Source organism: Nonomuraea phyllanthi (assembly GCF_006334985.2).
Taxonomy (GTDB): Bacteria; Actinomycetota; Actinomycetes; order Streptosporangiales; family Streptosporangiaceae; genus Nonomuraea; species Nonomuraea phyllanthi.
Genome location: NZ_VDLX02000013.1, coordinates 256,634 through 277,279 on the forward strand (window position 1 = coordinate 256,634; position 20,646 = coordinate 277,279).

Annotated in this window: 17 protein-coding genes; 7 read left to right on the forward strand and 10 right to left on the reverse strand. The window is 71.4% G+C overall.

What is annotated here, in order from left to right; translation table 11 throughout:
• Positions 1 to 59: 59 nt before the first annotated feature.
• From FH608_RS32190 to FH608_RS54750, 9 genes are all read right to left on the reverse strand, one after another.
• Positions 60 to 926 (reverse strand): hypothetical protein, encoded by an 867-nt coding sequence (locus tag FH608_RS32190; RefSeq protein WP_193318743.1) that lies wholly within the window; start codon positions 924 to 926, stop codon positions 60 to 62.
• Positions 927 to 1,084: 158 nt separating this feature from the next.
• Positions 1,085 to 3,571, reverse strand: coding sequence for a penicillin acylase family protein (locus FH608_RS32195; RefSeq protein ID WP_139637236.1), 2,487 nt, complete (start codon positions 3,569 to 3,571; stop codon positions 1,085 to 1,087).
• A gap of 259 nt (positions 3,572 to 3,830) precedes the next feature.
• The gene (gene cysS, locus FH608_RS32200; protein WP_139637183.1) at positions 3,831 to 5,186 is read right to left on the reverse strand and encodes a cysteine--tRNA ligase; all 1,356 of its coding nucleotides are present in this window, start codon (positions 5,184 to 5,186) and stop codon (positions 3,831 to 3,833) included.
• Positions 5,187 to 5,255: 69 nt separating this feature from the next.
• Positions 5,256 to 7,109: a sigma factor-like helix-turn-helix DNA-binding protein gene (locus FH608_RS32205; protein ID WP_139637184.1), complete on the reverse strand. Its 1,854-nt coding sequence runs from the start codon at positions 7,107 to 7,109 to the stop codon at positions 5,256 to 5,258.
• Positions 7,110 to 7,159: 50 nt separating this feature from the next.
• Positions 7,160 to 8,977 carry a UvrD-helicase domain-containing protein gene (locus tag FH608_RS32210; RefSeq protein WP_139637185.1) on the reverse strand — a complete coding sequence of 606 codons (1,818 nt, stop codon included), beginning with the start codon at positions 8,975 to 8,977 and terminating at the stop codon, positions 7,160 to 7,162.
• A 4-nt stretch (positions 8,978 to 8,981) separates the two neighbouring features.
• The gene (locus FH608_RS32215) at positions 8,982 to 11,468 is read right to left on the reverse strand and encodes a hypothetical protein (RefSeq protein WP_139637186.1); all 2,487 of its coding nucleotides are present in this window, start codon (positions 11,466 to 11,468) and stop codon (positions 8,982 to 8,984) included.
• A 112-nt stretch (positions 11,469 to 11,580) separates the two neighbouring features.
• The gene (locus FH608_RS32220; protein ID WP_139637187.1) at positions 11,581 to 12,357 is read right to left on the reverse strand and encodes a class I SAM-dependent methyltransferase; all 777 of its coding nucleotides are present in this window, start codon (positions 12,355 to 12,357) and stop codon (positions 11,581 to 11,583) included.
• A 102-nt stretch (positions 12,358 to 12,459) separates the two neighbouring features.
• A complete protein-coding gene (locus FH608_RS32225; protein ID WP_193318744.1) occupies positions 12,460 to 13,530 on the reverse strand; it encodes an ABC transporter substrate-binding protein in 1,071 nt (356 codons plus the stop codon).
• 17 nt (positions 13,531 to 13,547) lie between these two features.
• Positions 13,548 to 13,778: a putative acetyltransferase gene (locus FH608_RS54750; RefSeq protein ID WP_139637188.1), complete on the reverse strand. Its 231-nt coding sequence runs from the start codon at positions 13,776 to 13,778 to the stop codon at positions 13,548 to 13,550.
• Positions 13,779 to 13,883: 105 nt separating this feature from the next.
• On the opposite strand from FH608_RS54750, the gene fdxA reads away from it, so the two are divergent.
• From fdxA to FH608_RS32250, 3 genes are all read left to right on the forward strand, one after another.
• Positions 13,884 to 14,210, forward strand: coding sequence for a ferredoxin (gene fdxA, locus FH608_RS32240; protein WP_106240826.1), 327 nt, complete (start codon positions 13,884 to 13,886; stop codon positions 14,208 to 14,210).
• Between the two features lie 112 nt (positions 14,211 to 14,322).
• Positions 14,323 to 15,393 carry a succinyldiaminopimelate transaminase gene (gene dapC / locus FH608_RS32245; RefSeq protein WP_139637189.1) on the forward strand — a complete coding sequence of 357 codons (1,071 nt, stop codon included), beginning with the start codon at positions 14,323 to 14,325 and terminating at the stop codon, positions 15,391 to 15,393.
• Between the two features lie 90 nt (positions 15,394 to 15,483).
• A complete protein-coding gene (locus FH608_RS32250) occupies positions 15,484 to 16,140 on the forward strand; it encodes a DUF4178 domain-containing protein (protein ID WP_226900084.1) in 657 nt (218 codons plus the stop codon).
• A 142-nt stretch (positions 16,141 to 16,282) separates the two neighbouring features.
• Here the strand turns inward: FH608_RS32250 and FH608_RS32255 are convergent, their stop codons facing one another.
• Positions 16,283 to 17,140, reverse strand: coding sequence for a hypothetical protein (locus FH608_RS32255; RefSeq protein WP_226900085.1), 858 nt, complete (start codon positions 17,138 to 17,140; stop codon positions 16,283 to 16,285).
• Between FH608_RS32255 and FH608_RS32260 the strand changes: the two genes are divergently transcribed.
• The 4 genes from FH608_RS32260 (at position 17,139) to FH608_RS32275 (ending at position 20,638) form a co-directional block, all read left to right on the forward strand.
• Positions 17,139 to 17,972: a 2,3,4,5-tetrahydropyridine-2,6-dicarboxylate N-succinyltransferase gene (locus FH608_RS32260; protein WP_139637190.1), complete on the forward strand. Its 834-nt coding sequence runs from the start codon at positions 17,139 to 17,141 to the stop codon at positions 17,970 to 17,972. The genes FH608_RS32255 and FH608_RS32260 overlap by 2 nt on opposite strands.
• A complete protein-coding gene (gene dapE, locus FH608_RS32265; RefSeq protein WP_139637191.1) occupies positions 17,972 to 19,027 on the forward strand; it encodes a succinyl-diaminopimelate desuccinylase in 1,056 nt (351 codons plus the stop codon). The genes FH608_RS32260 and dapE overlap by 1 nt, the downstream gene beginning before the upstream one ends.
• A 217-nt stretch (positions 19,028 to 19,244) precedes the next feature.
• Positions 19,245 to 20,042: an LOG family protein gene (locus FH608_RS32270; protein WP_139637192.1), complete on the forward strand. Its 798-nt coding sequence runs from the start codon at positions 19,245 to 19,247 to the stop codon at positions 20,040 to 20,042.
• An 11-nt stretch (positions 20,043 to 20,053) separates the two neighbouring features.
• Complete coding sequence (locus FH608_RS32275) at positions 20,054 to 20,638, forward strand: LOG family protein (protein WP_139637193.1); 585 nt, start codon at positions 20,054 to 20,056, stop codon at positions 20,636 to 20,638.
• Positions 20,639 to 20,646 lie beyond the last annotated feature (8 nt).

A 20,646-nucleotide genomic window follows, 5' to 3' on the forward strand; every position in this document is an offset into this window, starting at 1 on the left:
GGAGGCCGCTCCTCGCCTGGAGGGCCCTTGTCGTGCGGGGTGGGGGCTGAGATGGCCGGTCAGTGGGCCACCTTCTCCGGCCGGCTGCCTGACGGAGCCGGCGCCGGCCTCGGCGGGCGGTTCAGCCAGGCGAGGGCGAGTGCCGCGATGGCCAGGGCCGAGACGGCGCCGGCGCTCAGGACGGACGCGGTGGACGGCGTGACGATCGTGACGCCTGCGAGGGCCAGGGCCGCGACGGCGCCCGCCACCGCCACGTAGAGCCAGGTGGCCAGGCGGATCCAGCGCAGCCGGGCCTGCTCCGAGGGCAGGGTGCGGGACAGGAGCCAGGACAGGGCCGGCAGGAGGAGCACGCCGTGCATGAACACCGCGTGCGCCGGTTTCAGCGCGGTGGCCACGGTGTAGGCGAGCTGCTGGTTGCCCGTCATCACCTCGAAGACCCCGCGGGCGATCATGATGCCGCCGAACGCCATGGCGGCCAGCAGGGTCGCGAAGCCGGCACGGACGGCCAGGCGCGTGCTCGGCGGCACGCCCGGATCGGAGCGGAACGCGGCGACCGTCAGGGTGATCGCGATGGCGATGAGCACGCCACCGCCCACGGCCAGGGCCCGCGCGACGGCGGTGTCGAAGGGGGTCTCCATGTTGAAGTGGGACGGGACGCCGCGCCACGCCTGGAGGGTGATCAGGGCGACCTCCAGCGTGGCCGCCACCGCGAAGGCGCCGAGCACGAAGGAGCGGGCCCGGAGCCGGACGAACTGGGCGACCCACGTGAGGGTCAGGACGCTCAGCCCGAACGAGACCCCGAACGTGAACGGCTTGCGCCACGACACGGCGCCCTCCCACGGCCCGCCGTCCACGACGAGCACGCCCAGGTGGACGAGGCCGGCCAGGACCAGCAGGACTCCGATGACGTACCAGACGCGATGCATGCCGCCATGCTGGCAGCGGGCCGTGGCCCGGCGCGTCGGCCCGGGGTCTGGATCGCCGGTACGACCCTGGTCGTACGGCCGGGGCGGTGCGGGGTCCGCCCCGGCCGTACGTGATCGCGCAGGCGGTGTACGGCGCCGGAGGAGGGAGGGGCGGCCGGTCAGGGCATGAGCGTGAGCGTGTGGACGGCCACCTTCTTGATCGACTCGGGCTTGGAGCGCATCGGCAGCAGCTCGCCCCTCGCCCACGCCTCGGCCTGGTCCCAGTAGTTGTCGTGGAAGGCGTGCCCCGACGCGCCCGTCAGGTTGATCCACAGGGACTTGTCCAGGTCGGACAGGTCGACGATCATGCGCATCGACGGCACGGCGGTGGTCTCGTACCCCCTCTGAACGTTCCAACCGGTCGCGTTGACGGCGTCCTTGCTCCCCGGCACCGCCAGCGGACCCCGGTTGAAGAGCGCCTCGATGGGCGCGATCCCGGACGTCCCGAGCGAGCCGTTGACCAGTTCCAGCCGGTGCAGGTCGCCCCACCGCCAGGACTTGACCTCGGGGCCGAGCAGATCGGTCAGCTCCTGGTACGCCGAGGCGAGCGCCTGGCGCAGGATGTCGTCGCGGGTCTCCCTGTAGTTCTTCGTGGTCACGTCGTCCCAGAAGGGATCGTCCGGCAGGTCGAGCAGGCGCGCGACCACGTCGTACCAGCGGTCGCCCCCGGCGGGCCTGGCCGCCTCCGGCAGGTCGTCGTTGAACGTCAGCATGAGCACCTGGCGCCACACCGCGTTGAAGTAGGCGGCGGGGGCGGAGTCGAGGCCCTGCATGCGGTCCCACGTCTTCAGCATCTGCCTGGCCTCGCCGCTCGGCCCCGCCAGGTCCACCCGCATCAGGGCCGGGACCAGCGTCTCGGCGAAGTCGTTGTAGGTGTCCTGCTGGATCGCCGACATGGTGGCCGCGTCGATCGGCCCCTTGCTGATCGCGTCCTTGATGCGGTCGCGGATGCGCTCGGAGCGGTAGCCGTACGCCCAGTCCTTGGTCAGCAGCGGCTGGTAGCGCCTCGGGTCGATGACGGCGTTGTTGGCGGTGACGATGAACCCGTCGACCGGGTCTTCGACCGACGGTAACTGGTCGTACGGGATGGGCGCCGTCTTCCAGTCGTACTCGCCCGTCCATCCGGGGACGGGCCAGGTGCCGTCGCCGTGCTCCCGCACGGGGATGCGGCCCGGGGCCTGGTAGCCGATCTTGCCGGTGGTGTCGGCGTAGATCAGGTTCTGGGACGGCACGTCGAACAGCGACGCGGCGGCCTTGAACTCGCCCCAGTCGCCCGCCTTGTTCAGCGCGAAGACGGCGTCGGCCGTCCTGCCCGGCGTCAGCGCGGTCCACTGGAGCGCCACCGCGTTGGCCTCGCCGCTGGGCCGGGCGCTGCCGATCACGTCGTTGATCAGGGGGCCGTGCCGGGTGCTCCTGACGGTGATCGTGACGGGTTCGCCGCCCGCCACCTTGATCTTCTCCTGCCTGACGTCCAGCTTCTCCTGCCGGCCCTTGTACAGGTACGTGTCGTCCCGCACCTGCTCCAGGAAGAGGTCCGCCACGTCGGGGCCGAGGTTGGTGAACCCCCACGCGATCTTGTCCGTGTGCCCGATGATCACGCCGGGCACGCCGGAGAAGGTGAATCCCGTCACGTCGTACGGGCACTCCTCCGTGATCTTCCTGCAGTGCAGCCCGGCCTGGTACCACACGGAGGGCATCTGGGGCGCGAGGTGCGGGTCGTTGGCCAGCAGGGGCTTGCCGCTCTCGGTGTACTCGCCGGAGATCACCCACGAGTTCGACCCGATGCCCGCGCGGTCCTCGGAGCCCATGGTGCTCGGCACCGCGTCAAGGGTCCTGGCGGCCTGGCCGAGCGCCTGCGCGGCCCGGGTGCGCGGCTCGGCACGCTGGTCGAAGCGGTCCTGGTGGATGGTGCCCTCGGTGACGATGGGGGAGTGGCGGTCGTACGGGTAGCCGGGGTAGAGCTGCTCCACCCGCTCCCTGGGCAGCTTGGTCAGCGCCAGCGCCCGGTCGATCTCGTCCTCCATGTTGGAGCGCAGGTCCCATGCCATGGCCTTCAGCCAGGCCACCGAGTCGGCCGCGGTCCACTTCTCCGGCTCGTAGTCGCCGTTCTGGATCTTCAGGATGGAGTACTCGAAGCTGCGGTCGGAGGCGTTCGGGTTGGCGGCGAGCCAGGCGTTCACGCCTTTCGCGTACGCGTCGAGATAGTCGCGGGTCTGCTGGGCCAGCTCGGGCAGCTCCTGCTCGGCGACCCGGCGCCAGCCCATGGTCCTGATGGCCTTGTCGTTGTCGATCGTGGCCTTGCCGAAGAGCTCGGACAGGCGGCCGGCGGTGAGGTGGCGGCGGAAGTCCATCTCGTAGAAGCGGTCCTGGGCGTGGACGAAGCCCTGGGCCATGAACAGGTCCTCGGCGGTGTCGGCGTAGATCTGCGGGATTCCATATTTATCCCGATAAATCTCTACATTTCCGGTCAAGCCTGGCAGTCGCAGCGACCCGTCCACCTGCGGGAACGACTTCCGCACCGTGTAGACGACGACCCCCGCCAGCACCAGGGCCAGCGCGACGAGAACGGTCAACACCCGTGCGGACCACCGCAACGGCCCCGGCATCCACGCATAGGGTTTCACCGACACCTCCGATCTCCGCCGAACAGGCATCAAGTCTGTCAGTCCTAGATCACTCCTCCAGCCGCCATCGCCACCCCGGCCGAGGCCGTTACCGGGTTGACGGTTACGCACCAGAGCGACGCCCTTACGGGGCGCGCTCACGTTGATCGGACGGCTCTCGTGAGTCAGGGGACTCACGTGGGCCGGGCGCCTCGCGTGGATCGGGCGGCCTGCCAGGATCGGGCGGATGGACGCCGCGGGGTCAGGACCAGGTCTGGCCTTCCGGGGTGTCGGAGACGCGTACCCCCATCTCGGCCAGTTCCTCCCGCAACCGGTCAGAAGCGTCCCAGTCGCGGGCGTCGCGGGCCCGAGCCCGCGCCTCCAGCAGCTCACCGGCCCCGGGCGGCAGGACCCGCGCCCTGCCGATCTCCGTCGACAGGTCGAGCGCCAGCACCTGGTCCACATGCAGGAACGTCTCGAACTTGGCCCCCGGCGCCACCGTGTCGTCCCGCTCCAGCTCCCGCAGGATCCGCAGCGCCGAGGGCGTGTCCAGGTCGTCGTCGAAGGCGGACTCGATCCGCTCCACCCAGCCGGAGGCCATCGGCGCGCTGGGCGACTCCGACCACTCGGCGACCCGCGCCCGCCACCGGCGCAGCGTGCGGTCCGCGGCCCGCAGGGTGTCCCACGTCAGGTTCATCTGCTGCCGGTAGCGGTGCTCCAGGAACGCCAGCCGCACCGCCAGCGGGTCGAGCCCGGCCGCGACGACGTCCGACAGCAGCACCACGTTGCCGGTGGACTTGGCCATCTTGCGCCCGTCGAACAGCAGGTGCTCCCCGTGCACCCAGTGCCGGACGACCTCGTGGCCGGCGGCGGAGTCGGACTGTGCGCGCTCGTCCTCGTGATGCGGGAAGCGCAGGTCGATCCCGCCGACGTGGAGCTCGAAACGCGAGCCGAGGAAGCGCAGGGACATGGCCGAGCACTCCACGTGCCAGCCGGGGAAGCCGGGCCCCCAGGGCGACTCCCACGTCAGCTCGCCGGAGGACGGCTTCCACAGCGCCCAGTCGGCGTGGAACCGCTTGCGGGGGTCGACGGCGTCGATGCGGTGGGCGGGTTTCAGGTCGTCCAGGCGATTCCCCGAAATATCGCCGTAAGTGGGAAATGTCCGTACGTCGAAGAACACCGACCCGTCCGGCACCACGTACGCGTGCCCCTGCTCGACCAGCCGCGCGATCAGCTCGATCATCAGGTCGACGGTCTCGGACGCCCGCGGCATGTGCTCCGGCGGCCGGAGGTTGAGCGCGGAGGAGTCGGCCACGAACGCGTCCTCGTAGAAGCGGGCCAGCTCGCGCACCGAGCGCCCCTCGGCCCGAGCCCCCTCCATGACCTTGTCGGCGCCCGAGTCGGTCAGGTGGCCGACATCGGTGATGTTCTGGCAGGCCAGCACGCGTACGCGCCGCCGCTCGATCACCCGCCTGATCAGGTCGGACAGCACGTACGTGCGGAGGTTCCCCACGTGCGCGTGGCGGTAGACCGTCGGGCCGCACGTGTACATGCGCACCGCCCGCCCCGCGGAGATCTCCTCGACCTGCCGGGCGCGCGTGTCGTAGATCCGGAGCATCCTCCGAGCCTAGCCGCCGCCCCCGAACCCGGCCGCGGAGGAGGGGCCGGACAGGGGGACGGGGTGAGGTCAGCCGCCGAGGAAGCCGAGGAAGCCGAGGATGTCGCGGTCGCCGCGCTCGCGCAGCCTGGCGAGCACCTCCTCGCGCGTCGCCGTGTTCGGCAGGCCGATCCTGGCCCCGATCAGCCGCAGCCCCTCCATCTCCGAGCTGATGGGAGCGGTGTAGCCGATGAGGTAGAGGGCCCGGTTCACCGGCGGCATCCCGACCGGAGCGGCCGGAAGGTAGCGGGTCAGCAGCTCGCCGCCGTCCGACACGGTCAGGAAGACGTGGTCGCCCTCGCTCGCCTTGAAGTCGGCCAGCACGTTGCGGATCGACCCCATGGTCGGCTGGTTGTGCCAGCTGATCACGACGTCCCCGGACGGGGTGGAGGCGGTGAGCTGGCCGCCGGGCGCCATGCCCAGGTGCGCCGCGAACCCTGTCGGCAGCGGCGAGCCGGACCCGCGCAGGTGCTCCGCGTTGACGTCCACGCGGTGCCACCAGCGCCCGTCACGCGAGCGGAAGCTGCGCCGCGTCTCCGACACGTCCTTGCGCGGCTGGTACGGCTCCGACTCCCCGCTCGGCGACGTGCCCGCCACCCTGATCCAGCCCCGCTGCGTGCGCTCGAACCCGGGACCGCCGGAGTAGGCCCGCACGGAGCTCTCGCTGACGTCGTACTTGGAGGTCAGGTTCGTCACGATCGTGCTGACGGACGCCTCGCCCCCGGCCCGCTCGATCTCCCTGGCGATCATCTCCCTGATCCCCAGGTACTCGTCGCCGCCCCACCGCGTCAGGCCGTACTTGTTGCGGTCGACCCGGCGGAAGCGCTCGTCGGCGGTGAGCTGGTTGCGGATGCCGACCAGGCTGTAGTCCTCGCCGATGCGCTCCTGGATCTCCTCGGGCGACAGCGGCGTGCCCGCCACCGCCAGCACCGCCTCGGCCTTCTCGTTGATGCTGCGCGGCCACGGCACGACGTGCTGCCCGAGCAGGCGCAGCTGCGGCACGGCCAGGATCCACCGCTCGGCCACGTCCTCGCGGACGCCGAGCTGGGTGACCATGGTCACCGCCTCGCCGACCGGCCGCGGCCCGTCGGCGAACAGCTGCCGCGTCTTCTCCCTCAGCTCGTCCGCCCCGCCCGACACCAGCCAGCCGTCGGACTGCTCGTAGCCGGTCAGCAGCGTCCGTACGAAGCGCCACACCGGGATCCCCAGCGAGCGCAGCTCCGTCCGGTGCCACGGCACGGCGGCCTGGAGGTCGTCGGCCGGCACCGCCGAGCCGAGCCGGCCGCGCAGCCAGGAGACGTGCGCCACCAGGGCGGCCGCGTCGGGCTTGCCGAGCCAGGACTCCACGTGGTCGCGCAGGTCGCGCTCGATCTGCCTGATCCGCTCCCGCGTCACCGAGAAGCGCTGCGCCAGCTCGTCGAGCGTGGCCCGCTGCGCCGCGTACAGCCGGTCGCGCGCGATGGCCCGCTGCCGGTCGTCCAGCGCGCCGAACAGCTCGTCGATCAGGTCGGGCAGCGGCTTGTCCGGCCTGGACGGCGCGGGCACGGCCTCGGGGACCGGTTCGAGCAGCCGCTCGAACACGCCGGTGAACAGCTTCTGCACCACGTCCTTGCCCAGCGACTCCGGCGTGCGCTCGGACTCGGCCGGGTCGGAGAAGCGCAGCAACGGGAGGATGTCGCCGACCATCAGATGACCCCAGCAGGCCACGGCGAGGTCGGCCAGATGGCCGGCCACCGTCTGCGTCCCGACGATGGCGCACGCGCGATCGAGGGGGATCGCCTGCCACCAGGCCTCGGGCAGCTGTGGCTCCTCCACGATCGGCGCGATCTGACCAGGGGAGGTCCATCGCAGGGGTGGCGCGAGGTCGCTCAGGCTGAGGTTCATTGAGGTCCAACCGGCAATGGGAAGATATTTCCGCAGTTCAGACTATGTGATTAGAGTGACAAAAACGGGCTGCCTCGTCCGGAATGGGAGATATAGAGCATCGCACGCGCTCGCGTGCAGGCGACGAACAGTATGCTCCGTTCGCGCTGCAGGGCACGAGCCCGCGCGTCGGGTTCCTCCGGGGGCGGCTCGGGCACCACGCCCTCGGCCACGCCGATGAGCGCCACCCGCTCGAACTCCAGGCCCTTGAGATGCTGGAACGTCCACGCCCGCACGTCGAGGCCCGTCAGCGCCCGCCTGGCCGCCCGCACCAGCCGCGTGTTGCGCGCGGCGACGGCGATCTCGTCCGCGGGCACGCCGTCCGCCAGCCACGACTCGATCGTGCCGCGCAGCCCGGCCAGCTCCGACTCCGGCGTGTCGTACGCCCTGACGACCGGGCGGTCGCCGTTGCGTGCCGCGCGGAAGCCGTACATATCGGTCATACCGTCGGCCAGACCACCGGCCGGGCCGCCCCGCAGCCGCACCGCGAACGACAGCAGCTCCTGGGACAACCGGTAGGAGAGCGTGAGCGCGTGCCGGACGGCGGGGATGCCGAGCGAGCCGAGCGTCACCCGGGTGTCGGTGACGCGCTGGTGCGGATCGCCGACCGCGAACAGGTCGTCGTGCGCCCGCGGCGCCGCCGCGCGCAGCAGCCGCCACTGCGCCGGGCTCACGTCCTGTGCCTCGTCCACGACAATGTGACGGTACGGCTTGCGCGCCGGATCCACGTCGTCCAGTAGATCTCCCGTCGCCAGGGAGAGCAGCCGCAGCGCCTCTTCCGTCAGTTCGGTCAGCGTGCGCGCCCCGGGGCCGACCAGCGCCGGGCGGCGGCCCTCCGCGTCGGCCACGATGCGCAGGGCCAGACGTTCGGGATTGTCCACCTCGACCCTTTTGCGCAGCACCTCGTCCTGGATGAGCAGGTCGAGCCGGGCCGCCAGCTCCTCGGCCAGCCCCTGCGTGAACGTCACCAGCAGCACCGGCCCCGACCCGTGCGCGGCCAGGTGGGCGGCCCGGTGCAGGGCGACGACCGTCTTGCCGGTGCCCGCCCCGCCCACCACCAGCACCGGGCGCTCGTAGCGGCGCGCCCTGGCCAGCCGGTGCTGGCGCGGCGGCAGGAACGTGCACCAGGCCGGGGTGTCGAGCACCCGGTCCAGCTCCACCTTGTCGGCCACGAACACCGCCCGGTCCTGGCTGCGCCGCAGCGCCGCGTGCAGGTCCTCGGGATCGATCGGGCCGCTCTCCTCGTCGGACGGGCGCCAGGCGTCCAGCTCGCGCCACGCGTCGGCGAGCGTGCCGCCCCCGGCCAGCACGGCGAGCGGGGCGTGCTGGGTGGGCGGGAGCAGCGGCTCCAGCGCCGCCACGTCGGCCTCGTTCGTGATCAGCCGGAACAGCGGCAGCGCGTGCACGTCCAGGCCGATCCCCATCAGGTCGCCGTCGCAGATGGCGTCGAACAGCCCCGCGGACCTGACCGACCTGCGTAACGCCGGCTCGACCCGTTCGAGCGCCTCCGCGTCCCACTCCTCGACGACGCCGATCACCGGGTTGACGCCGTAGCGGTGGCGGCGGGCGTACGACCAGGCGTCGGGGTCGGGCAGCACCGTACGCAGCCAGTACACGTCCCGCTGCCGCACCACCACCCCGCGGTGCCCCGGGGCCAGCCGCAGGGTCGCGACCCGCGGATCCCGTCCGCCCCTGACCCCTTCGGGGTGCGGGGCGCCGGCCACGTTCAGCAGGAACCGGCGCAGCGCGACCACGGCGTCCCTGCGCACCGGCTGGGCCAGTGCGCTGAGCTCCCTGGGAAACTCAGGGCCGATCGCGAGCCGCGGCACCGGCTCAGTCCAGGAGGGCGATCAGGTCGCGGTCACCGCGTTCGCGGAGCCGGGTGAGCAGGTCGGGCAGGCTGACCGGCCCCGTCATGCCGATCCTCGTGGCGATCACCCTGGCGGCCTGGTCCCGGGTGCCTCCCGGGGCCGTGTAGCCGACCAGCCGGAGCGCCTTGGTGATCTTCTCGGCGCCCTGCGCGGCGACCGGGAGGTGCCTGGCCCGCAGCACGCCCTCGTCCGACAGCGTCAGGAACAGGTGACCGCCCTCGCGCGCGCCCACGTCCACCAGCAGGCGCTCGATGGACTGGAGCACCGGCCTGCCGTGCCAGGCCATGGTCAGCTCGCCGGCGGCGCTCCTGACCGTCCTGTTCTCGCCGGGGGACAGGCCCAGGTACGAGGCGAACCCCGTCGGCAGCGTGCACTCGCCCCCGGCCAGCTGCTCGGCCGTCACGTCGATGCGCAGCCACCAGCGCCCGTCGGGCTGCCGGAAACAGCGCCTCGTCTGGGAGACGTCCTTCAGCGGCTGGTACGGCTTGTGCTCCGCCTCGCCGTTGGCCTCCTCCTCCGGAGGCGCCGCCGGGGTGAACGCCTGGAACTGCGGCGGGCCGGGCGGCGGGGGCGGTGTCTGGACCGCGCCGAGCGCCGGCTGCGGCTGGGACTGCGACTGCGACTGCGACTGGGGCTGGGACTGGGGCTGCGGCTGGGACTGGGGCTGCGGCTGGGGTCGTGGCGAGGGCGCGAGCGTGGTCCACACGAACTGCCAGGCCGGGACCTCCAGGGCGCGGATCTCCACGTTGTGCCAGTCGGCCGCGCCGATGACCTGCTCCTTGTGCACCGCCGGGCCCAGCGTCCTGCGCAGCTCGTCCAGATGCTTCCGGTACGGGGCCGCCTCGTCGCTCGCCAGCCAGTGGTCGAGGCGGGTGCGGAACTCGTTCTCGGTGGCGGAGATCTCGGCGGGGGGGACGGCGAAGAGCTTGGCGAGCTGGTCGACGGCGGACGGCTCGTCGGTGAAGACCCGGTTCTGGGCGACGGCCCAGCTCTTGTCGTCCAGCCCGGCGAACGCCGCCTCGATGAGCTCCGGCAGCGGCTGTGGCCCCTCGGCCGGTCCCTCCTGAGCGGCGGGCGCCTCCGCGGCCTCCTGCTGCGATGCTGCGGCCTCGGCTGCCTCCTCCTGGAGAGCCGCCGCATCGACGGGCTCCTCCTCGACAGCTGCGGCCTCGGCAGGAGGTTCGGGCTGGAGAGCTGGGGCCTCGGCAGGAGGCTCCTGCTGGAAAGCTGCGGCCTCGGCCGGTTCGGGCTGGGGGCCCGGCGCCTCGGCGGGCTCCTGCTGGAGAGCCGGGGATTCGGCGGGCTCCTCCACCGCCGGGGCCTCATCCACCGCCGGGGGCTCCTCGGCCGCCGGCTCGGAGACCGGCTCCGCGCCGGCACCGAGCACGGGCTGCGGCTCGGGCTGGGGCTGGGGCTGGGGCTCCGGCTCGGGGTGTGGCTGCGGCTCGGGCACCTCGTGGAACGCCTGCTGCGCCTCGGCCTCGACCGCCTCGCCGCCGACCGGCGCGATCTCCTCGTGCTGGCCCTGGTCGGAGGCGACGTCCTCAGACCCACCCTGACCCGGTCCGGCGTGCTCGGCCTCGCCCTGGACGGGCTCCTCCGGCGCGCCCTCGTGGGACGCCACGACCTCCTCGGGCCGTTCCGCCTCGGGGGCGTGCTCGGCCGGGAGTTCGGCCTCGGCGGGCTCAGGCGCAGCGGCGGCCGGCTCGGGCTCGCCGACCACCGACACCGGGGCGAAGCTCACCACCGGGTCAGGCTCCTGAGACGCGGGCTCCGCCGCGGCGGCCTCCTGCTCCTCGGCGGCGGCCGACGGCTCCACGCCGCCGTGTGAGCGCTCCAGATCGCCTTGTGAGCGCTCCAGGCCGGCGGGCGACTGCTCCAAGGCCTCGTGCGACTGCTCCGTGGCGTGGTGAGACTGATCCGAAGCGTCGTGCGCGGGTTCGGCGGGCCCGGGCTCAGCGACGACCTCTGCGGGTGCGGCGGCTTCGACCGCCTGCGCCGTCTCCTGCGGGACCGGCGCCGGGTGGGCGGGCGAGGCCGCGCGTGAGGGCGCCATACGTACCAGAACCGCCGAGAACAGCGTGTTCAGCACCGGTCGTGCCTGGATGAACGGCTGGTCCACCAGCTCCCTGCTGGTCAGCGCCAGCAGCCCGGCCCACGATCCGGCCCGGTCGAGGGCGATCGCGACGGCGGGCTCGTCCGCCTCCTCCGGGTCGAGCACGTGCAGCGCGGGCAGGACGTCGCCCACCGCCGCCGCCGGCCAGTGCTCTAAGGCGATCTCCGTCAGCAGCTCGCCCAGCGACTCCGCGCCGATCGCCGCCAGAACGCGCGGCATGGGCAGGCTGCGCCACCACGCCTCCGGCAGATCCGGTTGCCCGGTGAGTAGCGTGATCGTCGACGAGTCGCTCCACCTCAACGGTGGTACGAGGTCGCTCAGGCAGAAGTTCATCCCGTTCCGTTCACCAGCCCCTCACGCCGCCGCAGCGGTGCAGCCATAATCTCGCCGCCCACGGAACAGACCATAGTCCGGCAAATCAGCCCTACGCATCATGTACAACGCATCAACGCCGAACGGCGGCAAAGCGTAGACGCACGTAGTCGGCCATCCAGCCAGTCTCCCTGCGGAGGGCGGGTGCGGCCAACTCGTTCACGCGACGAAGCAGGGGCTCCACGATCTCCGGCGGCAGTCCTTCCAGCACCGGCGCGGCGAACACGCGCACCCAGTCGGCGGCGCCTCCCGGGCACTCGTCGAGCGGGGTCGGCCGGTCGAAGTATTCGAGCAGCCTGACCACGAACCCCTCCTGCTCCAGGCGGCGAGCGTACTCGGCGGGTGTGGGGAAGTACCACGGCAGGTCGGGCTCGCGCAGGCCGTACTCGCGCCAGGCGGTCAGCATGGCGGCGGTCAGCTCGGCGCAGTTGCCCGACCCGCCCATCTCGGCGACGAAGCGCCCGCCGGGCGCGAGCGCCTCGCGCACGCTGGCGATCACCGCGCTGGGGTCGCGGCTCATCCAGTGCAGGGCCGCGTTGGAGAAGACCGCGTCGTACGGCTCCACCACGGTGAAGTCGTGCCCGTCGCCCACGATGAAGTTGATCCCCGGATACTGGGCGAGGGCCTTCTCGATCATCGCGGGGGAGCCGTCGATGCCCAGCACGTCGGAGCCCCTGAAGGCGATCTGCGCGGTCAGCACCCCCGTGCCGCAGCCGAGGTCGAGGACGCGCTCGCCGGGCCGCGGGTCCAGCAGGTCGACCAGCGGCGCGCCCTGCGTCGAGACGTAGCCGAAGCTGCTGTCGTAGGCACGACTGTTCCACCGCTCCAGGCTCGGCGTGTCGTATCGCAAGACGATCAGCTCACATTCGATCAGACATCGGGCCCCCGTGGCCGTGCTGTCTGCTCACTTTAGAGCCTGATCGTCCCTACGACATATCAAGTCACTTCGGACTCATCCGACACTCTTGGTCCACTCCCGCCTGAGGTACGCCTTCGCGGCGTCTGCCTGCGGAATCGTCATGAGCACCGGCGGAGCGGGAGCCTTGGGAAGTTTCGCGGCCTGCTCGGCGTCGAGCGTCCCCTTCATCTGCATCGCCTCGGCGCGGACCGGGCGGGCGAAGCCCTTCTGCAGGAGGTTCTGGCCCTCGTCGGAGAACAGGAACTCCTGCCAGAGCCGGGCGGCGGCGGGATGCGGGGCGGCCTTGTTGATGGCCTGCATGTGGTAGCTGCCGAGCGGCGCGTCCCGCGGGATCGTCACCTTCCAGGCGTCCGGGTGCGCGGCGCTGCGGGCCGCGTTGAGGTGGTCCCACGCGACGACCGTGTTGGCCTTGGTGAGGTCGGTGAGCCGGCCGGCCTGCTTGAGCTTGGCGAACAGCGCCACCCCCTGCTCCGGGTGCGGCGCGCCCGACCGCATGGAGGCGGCCATCACGCCGTCGAACGCCCCCGCCGAGCGCAGCGGGTCGCCGTCGAGCGCGACCCGGTAGCCGGGCTGGAGCAGGTCGGCGAAGGAGACGGGCGGCTTGACCGCGCGCGGGTCGTACCCGATGGACATGTAGCCGCCGTAGGCGGCGTACCAGGCGCCGGACGGGTCTTTGACGTCGTCGGGCAGGTCCTGCCAGCTCTGCACCTTGTAGCGGGCGAACCGGTCGGCTCCGGACACGGCCATGTCCATGGTCAGGTCGAACACGTCGGGCTTGAGCTGTGCGGCGGCGTCCAGTTCGCGCTTGCTGCTGGCTCCGGGCTCCAGTTCGTTGACCTTGAGCCCGTACTTGTCGGAGAAGGCGTCGATGACCTCGCCGAAGTTGACCCAGTCACGGGGCAGCCCGATCACGTTGAGCTGGCCCTCGCGCTTGGCGGCGTCGACGAGCCGCTCCATGGTGGTGAATCCGGCCTTCATCGAGGTCGCCTGGACGTTGACCGGCGGCAGGTTCTTGGGCTGGTCGGAGGAGTGCTCGGTGGACGACGCGCCGCATCCGGCGCTGGCGAGGATGGCTGCTGCGGCGGCGCAGGTACGTACGGTCACACTACGAATACTTACCGTTACATCCGTCCAGGTCGAGGAGGCGCGGCCGGTACGACCTTGGCGGCCACCAGCGTGTCTTCCGGGATCTCCACCAGAGTGCCGTCCCTTTTGCGAACTTTTAGAAGTCCGTCCTCCCACGACACGAGGATGCCGACGGCGTCACGAAATCCCCCGGGAACGCGCCTGCGGGTGGTGATCCGTGCGCCTATATCGTGGGTTGTGATAGCGATGACGAGGCGTGCGGCCACGAGTTTGCCACCCTCCGTTTCGGCCAGCCGGCAAGCACGGCAATACTAGGGCGTAGCAAACCGCGGTCAGAGTCATGCCATGGTGCGGAGAAGAAGGAGCTCGAGGTGACCTACGTCATCGCGCAGCCTTGCGTGGACGTCCTGGACAAGGCGTGCATCGAGGAATGCCCCGTCGATTGCATCTACGAGGGCGAGCGCATGCTTTACATCCACCCCGACGAGTGCGTGGACTGCGGCGCGTGTGAGCCTGTATGCCCCGTCGAGGCGATTTTCTATGAGGACGACCTTCCCGAGCAGTGGAAGGACTTCTACAAGGCGAACGTGGACTTCTTCGAGGACCTCGGCTCGCCCGGAGGCGCCTCGAAGGTCGGGAAGATCGAGAAGGACCACCCGGTGGTGGCGGCCCTGCCGCCGCAGGGCGAGGACCACTAGCGGATCCGGTCACGCCGCACGGGGGCATCCGCGCCGGATGCCCCGGTCGGCGTGCTTTCGAGAAGGCTCGCAGTACGGCTTTCGGTACAGCCACGCACAACCCTGGAGAACCGTGAACAAGTTGCCCGACTTCCCCTGGGACCGGCTGGAGCCGTACAAGGAACGCGCGCTCGCACATCCCGACGGGATCGTCGACCTCTCGGTCGGCACCCCGGTCGATCCCGTGCCGAGGATCGTCCAGGACGCCCTGGCGCGGGCGGCCAACAGCCCCGGCTACCCGCTCACCCACGGCACGAGCGAGTTGCGCGAGGCCGCGGCCGGGTGGCTGCGGCGCAGGCACGGCGTCACCGTCCACCAGCGGGACGTGCTGCCGCTGATCGGCTCCAAGGAGTTCGTGGCCTGGCTGCCGACCTACCTCGGCGCCCGGCGGGTGGTCTTCCCCGAGCTGGCCTACCCCACGTACGACGTGGGCGCCCGGCTGGCCGGGGCGGTGGGCACGGCCTCCGACAGCACGCTCGCGCTCGGCCCCGAACGGGTCGACCTCGTCTGGGTCAACTCGCCGGGCAACCCGACCGGCCGGGTGCTGCCCGTCGAGCACCTGCGCAAGGTGGTGTCGTGGGCCCGCGAGCGCGGTGCGGTCGTGGCCTCCGACGAGTGCTACATCGAGCTGGGCTGGGAGGACCGGCCGGTCTCGATCCTCCACCCCGACGTGTGCGGCGGCTCCCACGAGGGGCTGCTCGCCGTCCACTCGCTCTCCAAGCGCTCCAACCTGGCGGGCTACCGCGCCGGGTTCGTGACGGGCGATCCCGTCCTGGTCAAGCGCCTGCTGGAGACGCGCAAGCACGCGGGCATGCTGATGCCCCAGCCCGTGCAGGCCGCCATGACGGCCGCGCTCGGCGACGACACGCACGCCGACCGGCAGCGCGAGCTGTACGCCGCCCGCCGGGTGCTGCTGCGGCCCGCGCTGGAGCGGGCGGGGTGGCAGATCGACCATTCGACGGCGGGGCTGTACTTCTGGGCATCGAACGGGCAGAGCTCGTGGGATCAGGTGGCCAAGCTCTCCGAAATCGGCATTTTGGTCGCGCCGGGAGATTTCTACGGATCGGCAGGTGAGCGGCACATCCGCATCGCCGTTACGGCGACTGATGAGCGGATCGCTGCGGCGGTGCGCCGCCTCCAGTAGGATCGCCCGTCAGAGCCCCGCCGGGCTTTGTCCCCATATAAATCGATAAGGCTTATGCCGAGGCAGACCGCGAGTGGAGCGAGCTGATCGATGAGCATGACCTCCATGGTCGTACTCGGGCTGAGCATCGCCACCGTCCTGCTGCTGCTCGGGGCCTTCCTGGTCACCGTGCGGCACGACAGGAAGGGCCGCACGAGCGCGCCGCCGGTCGAGGTAGCTCCCGTCGAGACCCCGCTGGCGGCACCGGTCGGCGCCCCCGGCCATGCCGGCACCGACTACACCGACCCTCGCACGATCCGGGTGGGCGACCGGATCGAGGTGCTCGGGTCTCCCGCCCGCGTCCTCGGCGCCCTGCACATCTCGTGGCAGGGGCACGAATGGGTCGAATTCCTCCTGCGGGACGCCTCGCGCCGCTTCCAGTGGCTGTCGGTCGAGGCCCACGCGGGCGACCCGCCGCACCTGGAGGTGCAGCTGTGGACCGACGTGCCCACGCAGGGCATGGTCCCGGCCAAGAGCACGCTGATCATGGAGGACGTGGAGTTCTTCCCCATGGAGCGCGGAACGGCCGCCTTCCGCGGCGAGGGCGACACGGGGCTGCCCGAGCGGGGGCTGCTGGACTTCGCCGACTACCGCGCCTCTGACGGGCGGCTGCTGTCGTTCGAGCGCGTCCAGGGCCGCTCCTGGACCGCCAGCTACGCCCAGCCCCTGCCTCCCGGCTCCATCGCCATCACCCGTCGCGCCTCGTAACCCCCCCGACGATCCTTTACGGCTCCGCACGGTGGGCACCACCCGCCGACCCGGGTGGCCGGCCCTCCAGGGTGACGCTCACCGGCTTCCCCGGCGCGCCGCCGCGACGGACCAGGCCGGCCGTCCGCGTGGTCGATGCGTGTCAGGAGAGCTCGACCTTGGCGGTGGTCGACTTGCCGCCCGGCTGCCAGCCCTTGAGCTCCACGTTGTTCGACCAGCTGGACCCGGCGTAGGACACCTGGCGCAGCGCGTACTTCTCGGCGTGGGCGACCGACCACGAGGCGATCAGCCAGCCGCGCTTGCGGTTGTTGATGGCCGTGCTCCCGAGCGCCCTGGCCAGCTGCTTGCGCGCCTCCTCGGTCCGGGGGCGCGGCGCGGGGGTCTTCTTGCCCGGCGGGTACCAGCAGCGGACGGCCTGGGGGACACGCCCGGTGAAGGCGGCGGCGAGAATCTTGGCGTCGTACTCGTGCTGCGCGTAGGCGTAGCCGCCCGCGGAGCGCTGCACCGCCTGGGCCGCGTCCGCCATCGGGATCTTGCGGTAGTTCTTCACCTTGACCAGCGCGGCGAAGAACTTGTTCGTGGCGTAGACCGGATCCATGAGCTGCTTCTTCTTGCCCCAGCCCTGCGACTCGCGCTGCTGGAAGACGCCCACCGAGTCGCGGTCGCCGTAGGGGAGGTTGTAGAGCTTCGACTCCTGCAGCGCCGTGCCGTACGCGATGACCACGGCCCGCTCGGGCAGCCGGCGGCGCGCCGCGACGGCGGCGATGGTGGCGGCGATCTGCGCCTGCTCCGGGTCGAGGGGGAGCTCCTGGCCGGAGACCCGCACGGTGCAGAGGGCCTTCGGCACGGCCAGGTGCGGGGTCTTCTTGAGAAGGTGGTAGAGGCCCACGGACGTGGCCACGGCGAGCACGACGACGATGATCGCGATGGTGATGACTCCACGGGAGAAGCGCAGGCGCACGCTGAAGAACCTACCCGGCCGGATAAGCTCCGTGACCATGACAGACGTGAGCTGCTCCTCACCGATATCCCCGGTGGTGGACGAGTTGTGGGAGCGCCGCGCGGAGCTGTCGCCGGCCGACGTCGAGGCGCGCCGGCTGGTGGTCGGCGCGGTGGACCTCCTCGACAGGGGTGAGGCGCGGGCCGCGCGTCCGGTGGGCGGCGAGGTGGTGGTGGACGAGCGCGCCAAGCGGGCCATCCTGCTCAGCTTCAAGGTGCTCGGCATGGCCCGCTCGCAGGTGGGCGACTTCCAGCACCACGACAGGCACCCGCTCAAGAGCACGTTCGACGGGGTGCGGGTGGTGCCGGGCGCGATCGCCCGCTGGGGCTCCTACCTGGCGCCGGGCGTGGTGCTGATGCCGTCGTTCACCAACATCGGCGCTTACGTCGGATCCGGGACCATGATCGACACGTGGGCCACGGTCGGCTCGTGCGCCCAGATCGGGAAGAACGTCCACCTGTCGGGCGGCGCGGGCATCGGCGGCGTGCTGGAGCCGCCCAACGCGGTGCCGGTCGTGATCGGGGACGGCGCGCTGATCGGCAGCCGCGCCATGATCGTCGAGGGCGCCCGGGTGGGCGAGGGCGCGGTCGTGGGCGCCGGCACCATCCTGTCCGGCTCGATCCCGGTGATCGACGTGCAGACCGGCGAGGAGCTGGCGCGCGGCCAGGTTCCGCCGTGGTGCGTGGCGGTCGGCGGCACCCGGCAGAAGGAGTTCCCCGGCGGCACGTTCGGGCTGCCGTGCGTGCTGGTGCTCAAGCGCCTGGAGCCGGGGCAGCGACACGACAAGGCGGCGCTCAACGAGGTGCTGCGCGAACATGGAGTGAACACCTGATGCTCGACCTGACCCAGGACGTACGCGCGCTGACCGCCGCGATCGTGGACATCGAGTCGGTGAGCGGCGACGAGAAGGCCCTGGCCGACGCGGTCGAGCGGGCGCTGTCGGCGCTCCCGCACCTGAAGGTGGACAGGTCGGGCGAGACGGTCGTGGCCCGCACCGAGCTGGGCCGGTCCGAGCGGGTGCTGATCGCGGGGCACCTCGACACCGTCCCCGTCGCCGGCAACCTGCCCAGCCGGGTGGAGGGCGACCTGCTCCACGGGTGCGGCACGTCCGACATGAAGGCGGGCGTGGCGGTCGCGCTCAAACTGGCGGCCACCGTGCCGGAGCCCGGCAAGGACGTCACGTACGTCTTCTACGACTGCGAGGAGGTCGAGGCCGAGCGCAACGGCCTCACCCGCGTGGCCAGGGACCACCCCGAATGGCTGGCGGCCGACTTCGCGGTGCTGATGGAGCCGACCGACGGCGTGATCGAGGGCGGCTGCCAGGGCACGCTGCGCGCCGAGGTCACGGTGCGGGGCAGGCGGGCCCACAGCGCCAGGTCGTGGTTCGGGGTCAACGCCATCCACGGGATCGAGCCGGTGCTCGCCAGGCTGAACGCCTACGAGGCGCGGCTGCCGGTGGTCGACGGGCTCGACTACCACGAGGGGCTGAACGCGGTCGGCGTCCGCGGCGGCGTGGCCGGCAACGTCATCCCCGACCTGTGCGTGGTGAGCGTCAACTACCGCTTCGCGCCCGACCTGTCGGTGGAGCAGGCGCAGGAGCACGTACGCGAGGTGTTCGACGGCTTCGAGGTGGACTTCGTGGACGCCGCGCCGGCGGCCAGGCCGGGGCTGACGCATCCGGTGGCGGCGGCCTTCACCGCGGCGGTCGGCGGCACGCCGCGCGCCAAGCTGGGCTGGACGGACGTCGCCCGCTTCTCCGCGCTCGGGGTGCCCGCCGTGAACTACGGTCCCGGGGATCCCAACCTGGCGCACCAGCAGGGGGAGTACGTGTCGCTCACCAAGATCGTGGAGAGCGAGCGGGCCCTGCGCACGTGGCTGACACAGTGAGAACGGGCCTACACAGTGAAAGTGGCTTTCCTCGCCGGCCATTTGGCGGGGAAAGCCACTTTCAGTCCCGAGCAGCACCCTCGGCAGTTAGACGCGCCGGGGTCGAAATCCGGTTCCCTGCTTTTTCCAAGATTTTTCTGCGCCCCGGTTCGCCTGCCTGAACTGGGCTTTCGCGGTCCGAGCCCCTGCGGCCCGCGAGGCGACTAGCGTAACCATCATGAAACAGTCACGTCCTGAACGCCGTCAGGGCCAGGCGGTGGTGCGCGGCCGCCTCGTCCCCCGCTCCACGCACGACCAGAGGCTGCTCGCCCGCCAGGGGCCGTCCGACTGGGTCCACATGGACCCGTGGCGGGTGCTGCGGATCCAGGCCGAGTTCGTGGAGGGGTTCGGGCAGCTCGCCGAGCTGCCGCAGGCCGTCACGGTCTTCGGCTCGGCCCGCACCGCCGAGGGGACGTCCGACTACCAGACGGGCCGCGCGCTCGGCCGCGCGCTGGCCGAGGCGGGCTACGCGGTGATCACCGGCGGCGGGCCGGGCGTCATGGAGTCGGCCAACCGCGGCGCCAGCGAGGTGGACGGCGCGATGTCGGTCGGGCTCGGCATCGAGCTGCCGTTCGAGCAGCGCATGAACGACTACGTCGACCTCGGCGTCGAGTTCCGCTACTTCTTCGTGCGCAAGACCATGTTCGTGAAGTACTCCTGCGGCTTCATCGCCCTGCCCGGCGGCTTCGGCACGCTGGACGAGCTGTTCGAGGCGCTGACGCTGGTGCAGACCCACAAGGTCACCTCCTTCCCCGTGGTGCTGATGGGCAGCGAGTTCTGGGGCGGCCTGCTCGACTGGATCAAGGGCTCCCTGCTCGGCACCGGCAAGATCGCCCCTCAGGACCTCGACCTGATCAGCGTCACCGACGACGTGCACGAGGCCGTGCGCATCATCGTGGACGCCGACCTGGCCCGCTCCAGGCAGCGCGAGGAGGAGATGGAGGCTGCCGAGGCACAGTACGCCGAGCCCCAATAGGCTTCCTCGATGTGAACATCTGCGTCTACTGCGCCTCCAGCCTGAACATCGACCAGAAATATCTCGACCTGGCCGGAAACGTGGGCGCCGAGCTCGCCAAACGGGGCCACACCCTGGTGAGCGGCGGCGCCACCGTCTCCTGCATGGGCGCCGTCACCTCGGCCGCCCGCGCGGCCGGCGGGCGCACGATCGGCGTGATCCCGCAGGTCCTGGTGGACATCGAGGTGGCCGACGACGACTCCGACGAGCTGATCGTCACCGACGGCATGCGCGAGCGCAAGGGCATCATGGACGCCCGCTCCGACGCCTTCCTCGTGCTGCCCGGCGGCATCGGCACCCTGGAGGAGCTCTTCGAGATCTGGACCGCGCGGGTGCTCGGCATCCACGACCGCCCCCTCGTCGTCCTCGACCCCTGGGGCCTGTACGAGCCGCTGAAGAAGCTCATGAGCCACCTCTACGACGAGGGCTTCACCCGGGCGGCGGTCTTCGACGCGATCTCCTGGACCACCACCGTGGACGAGGCGTTCGCCCACCTCGAAGCGCGCGTGCAGCCGGTCAGGCCCAGCGTCACCGAGCTCGGCGAGGCCGTCGGCTGATCCCTCCG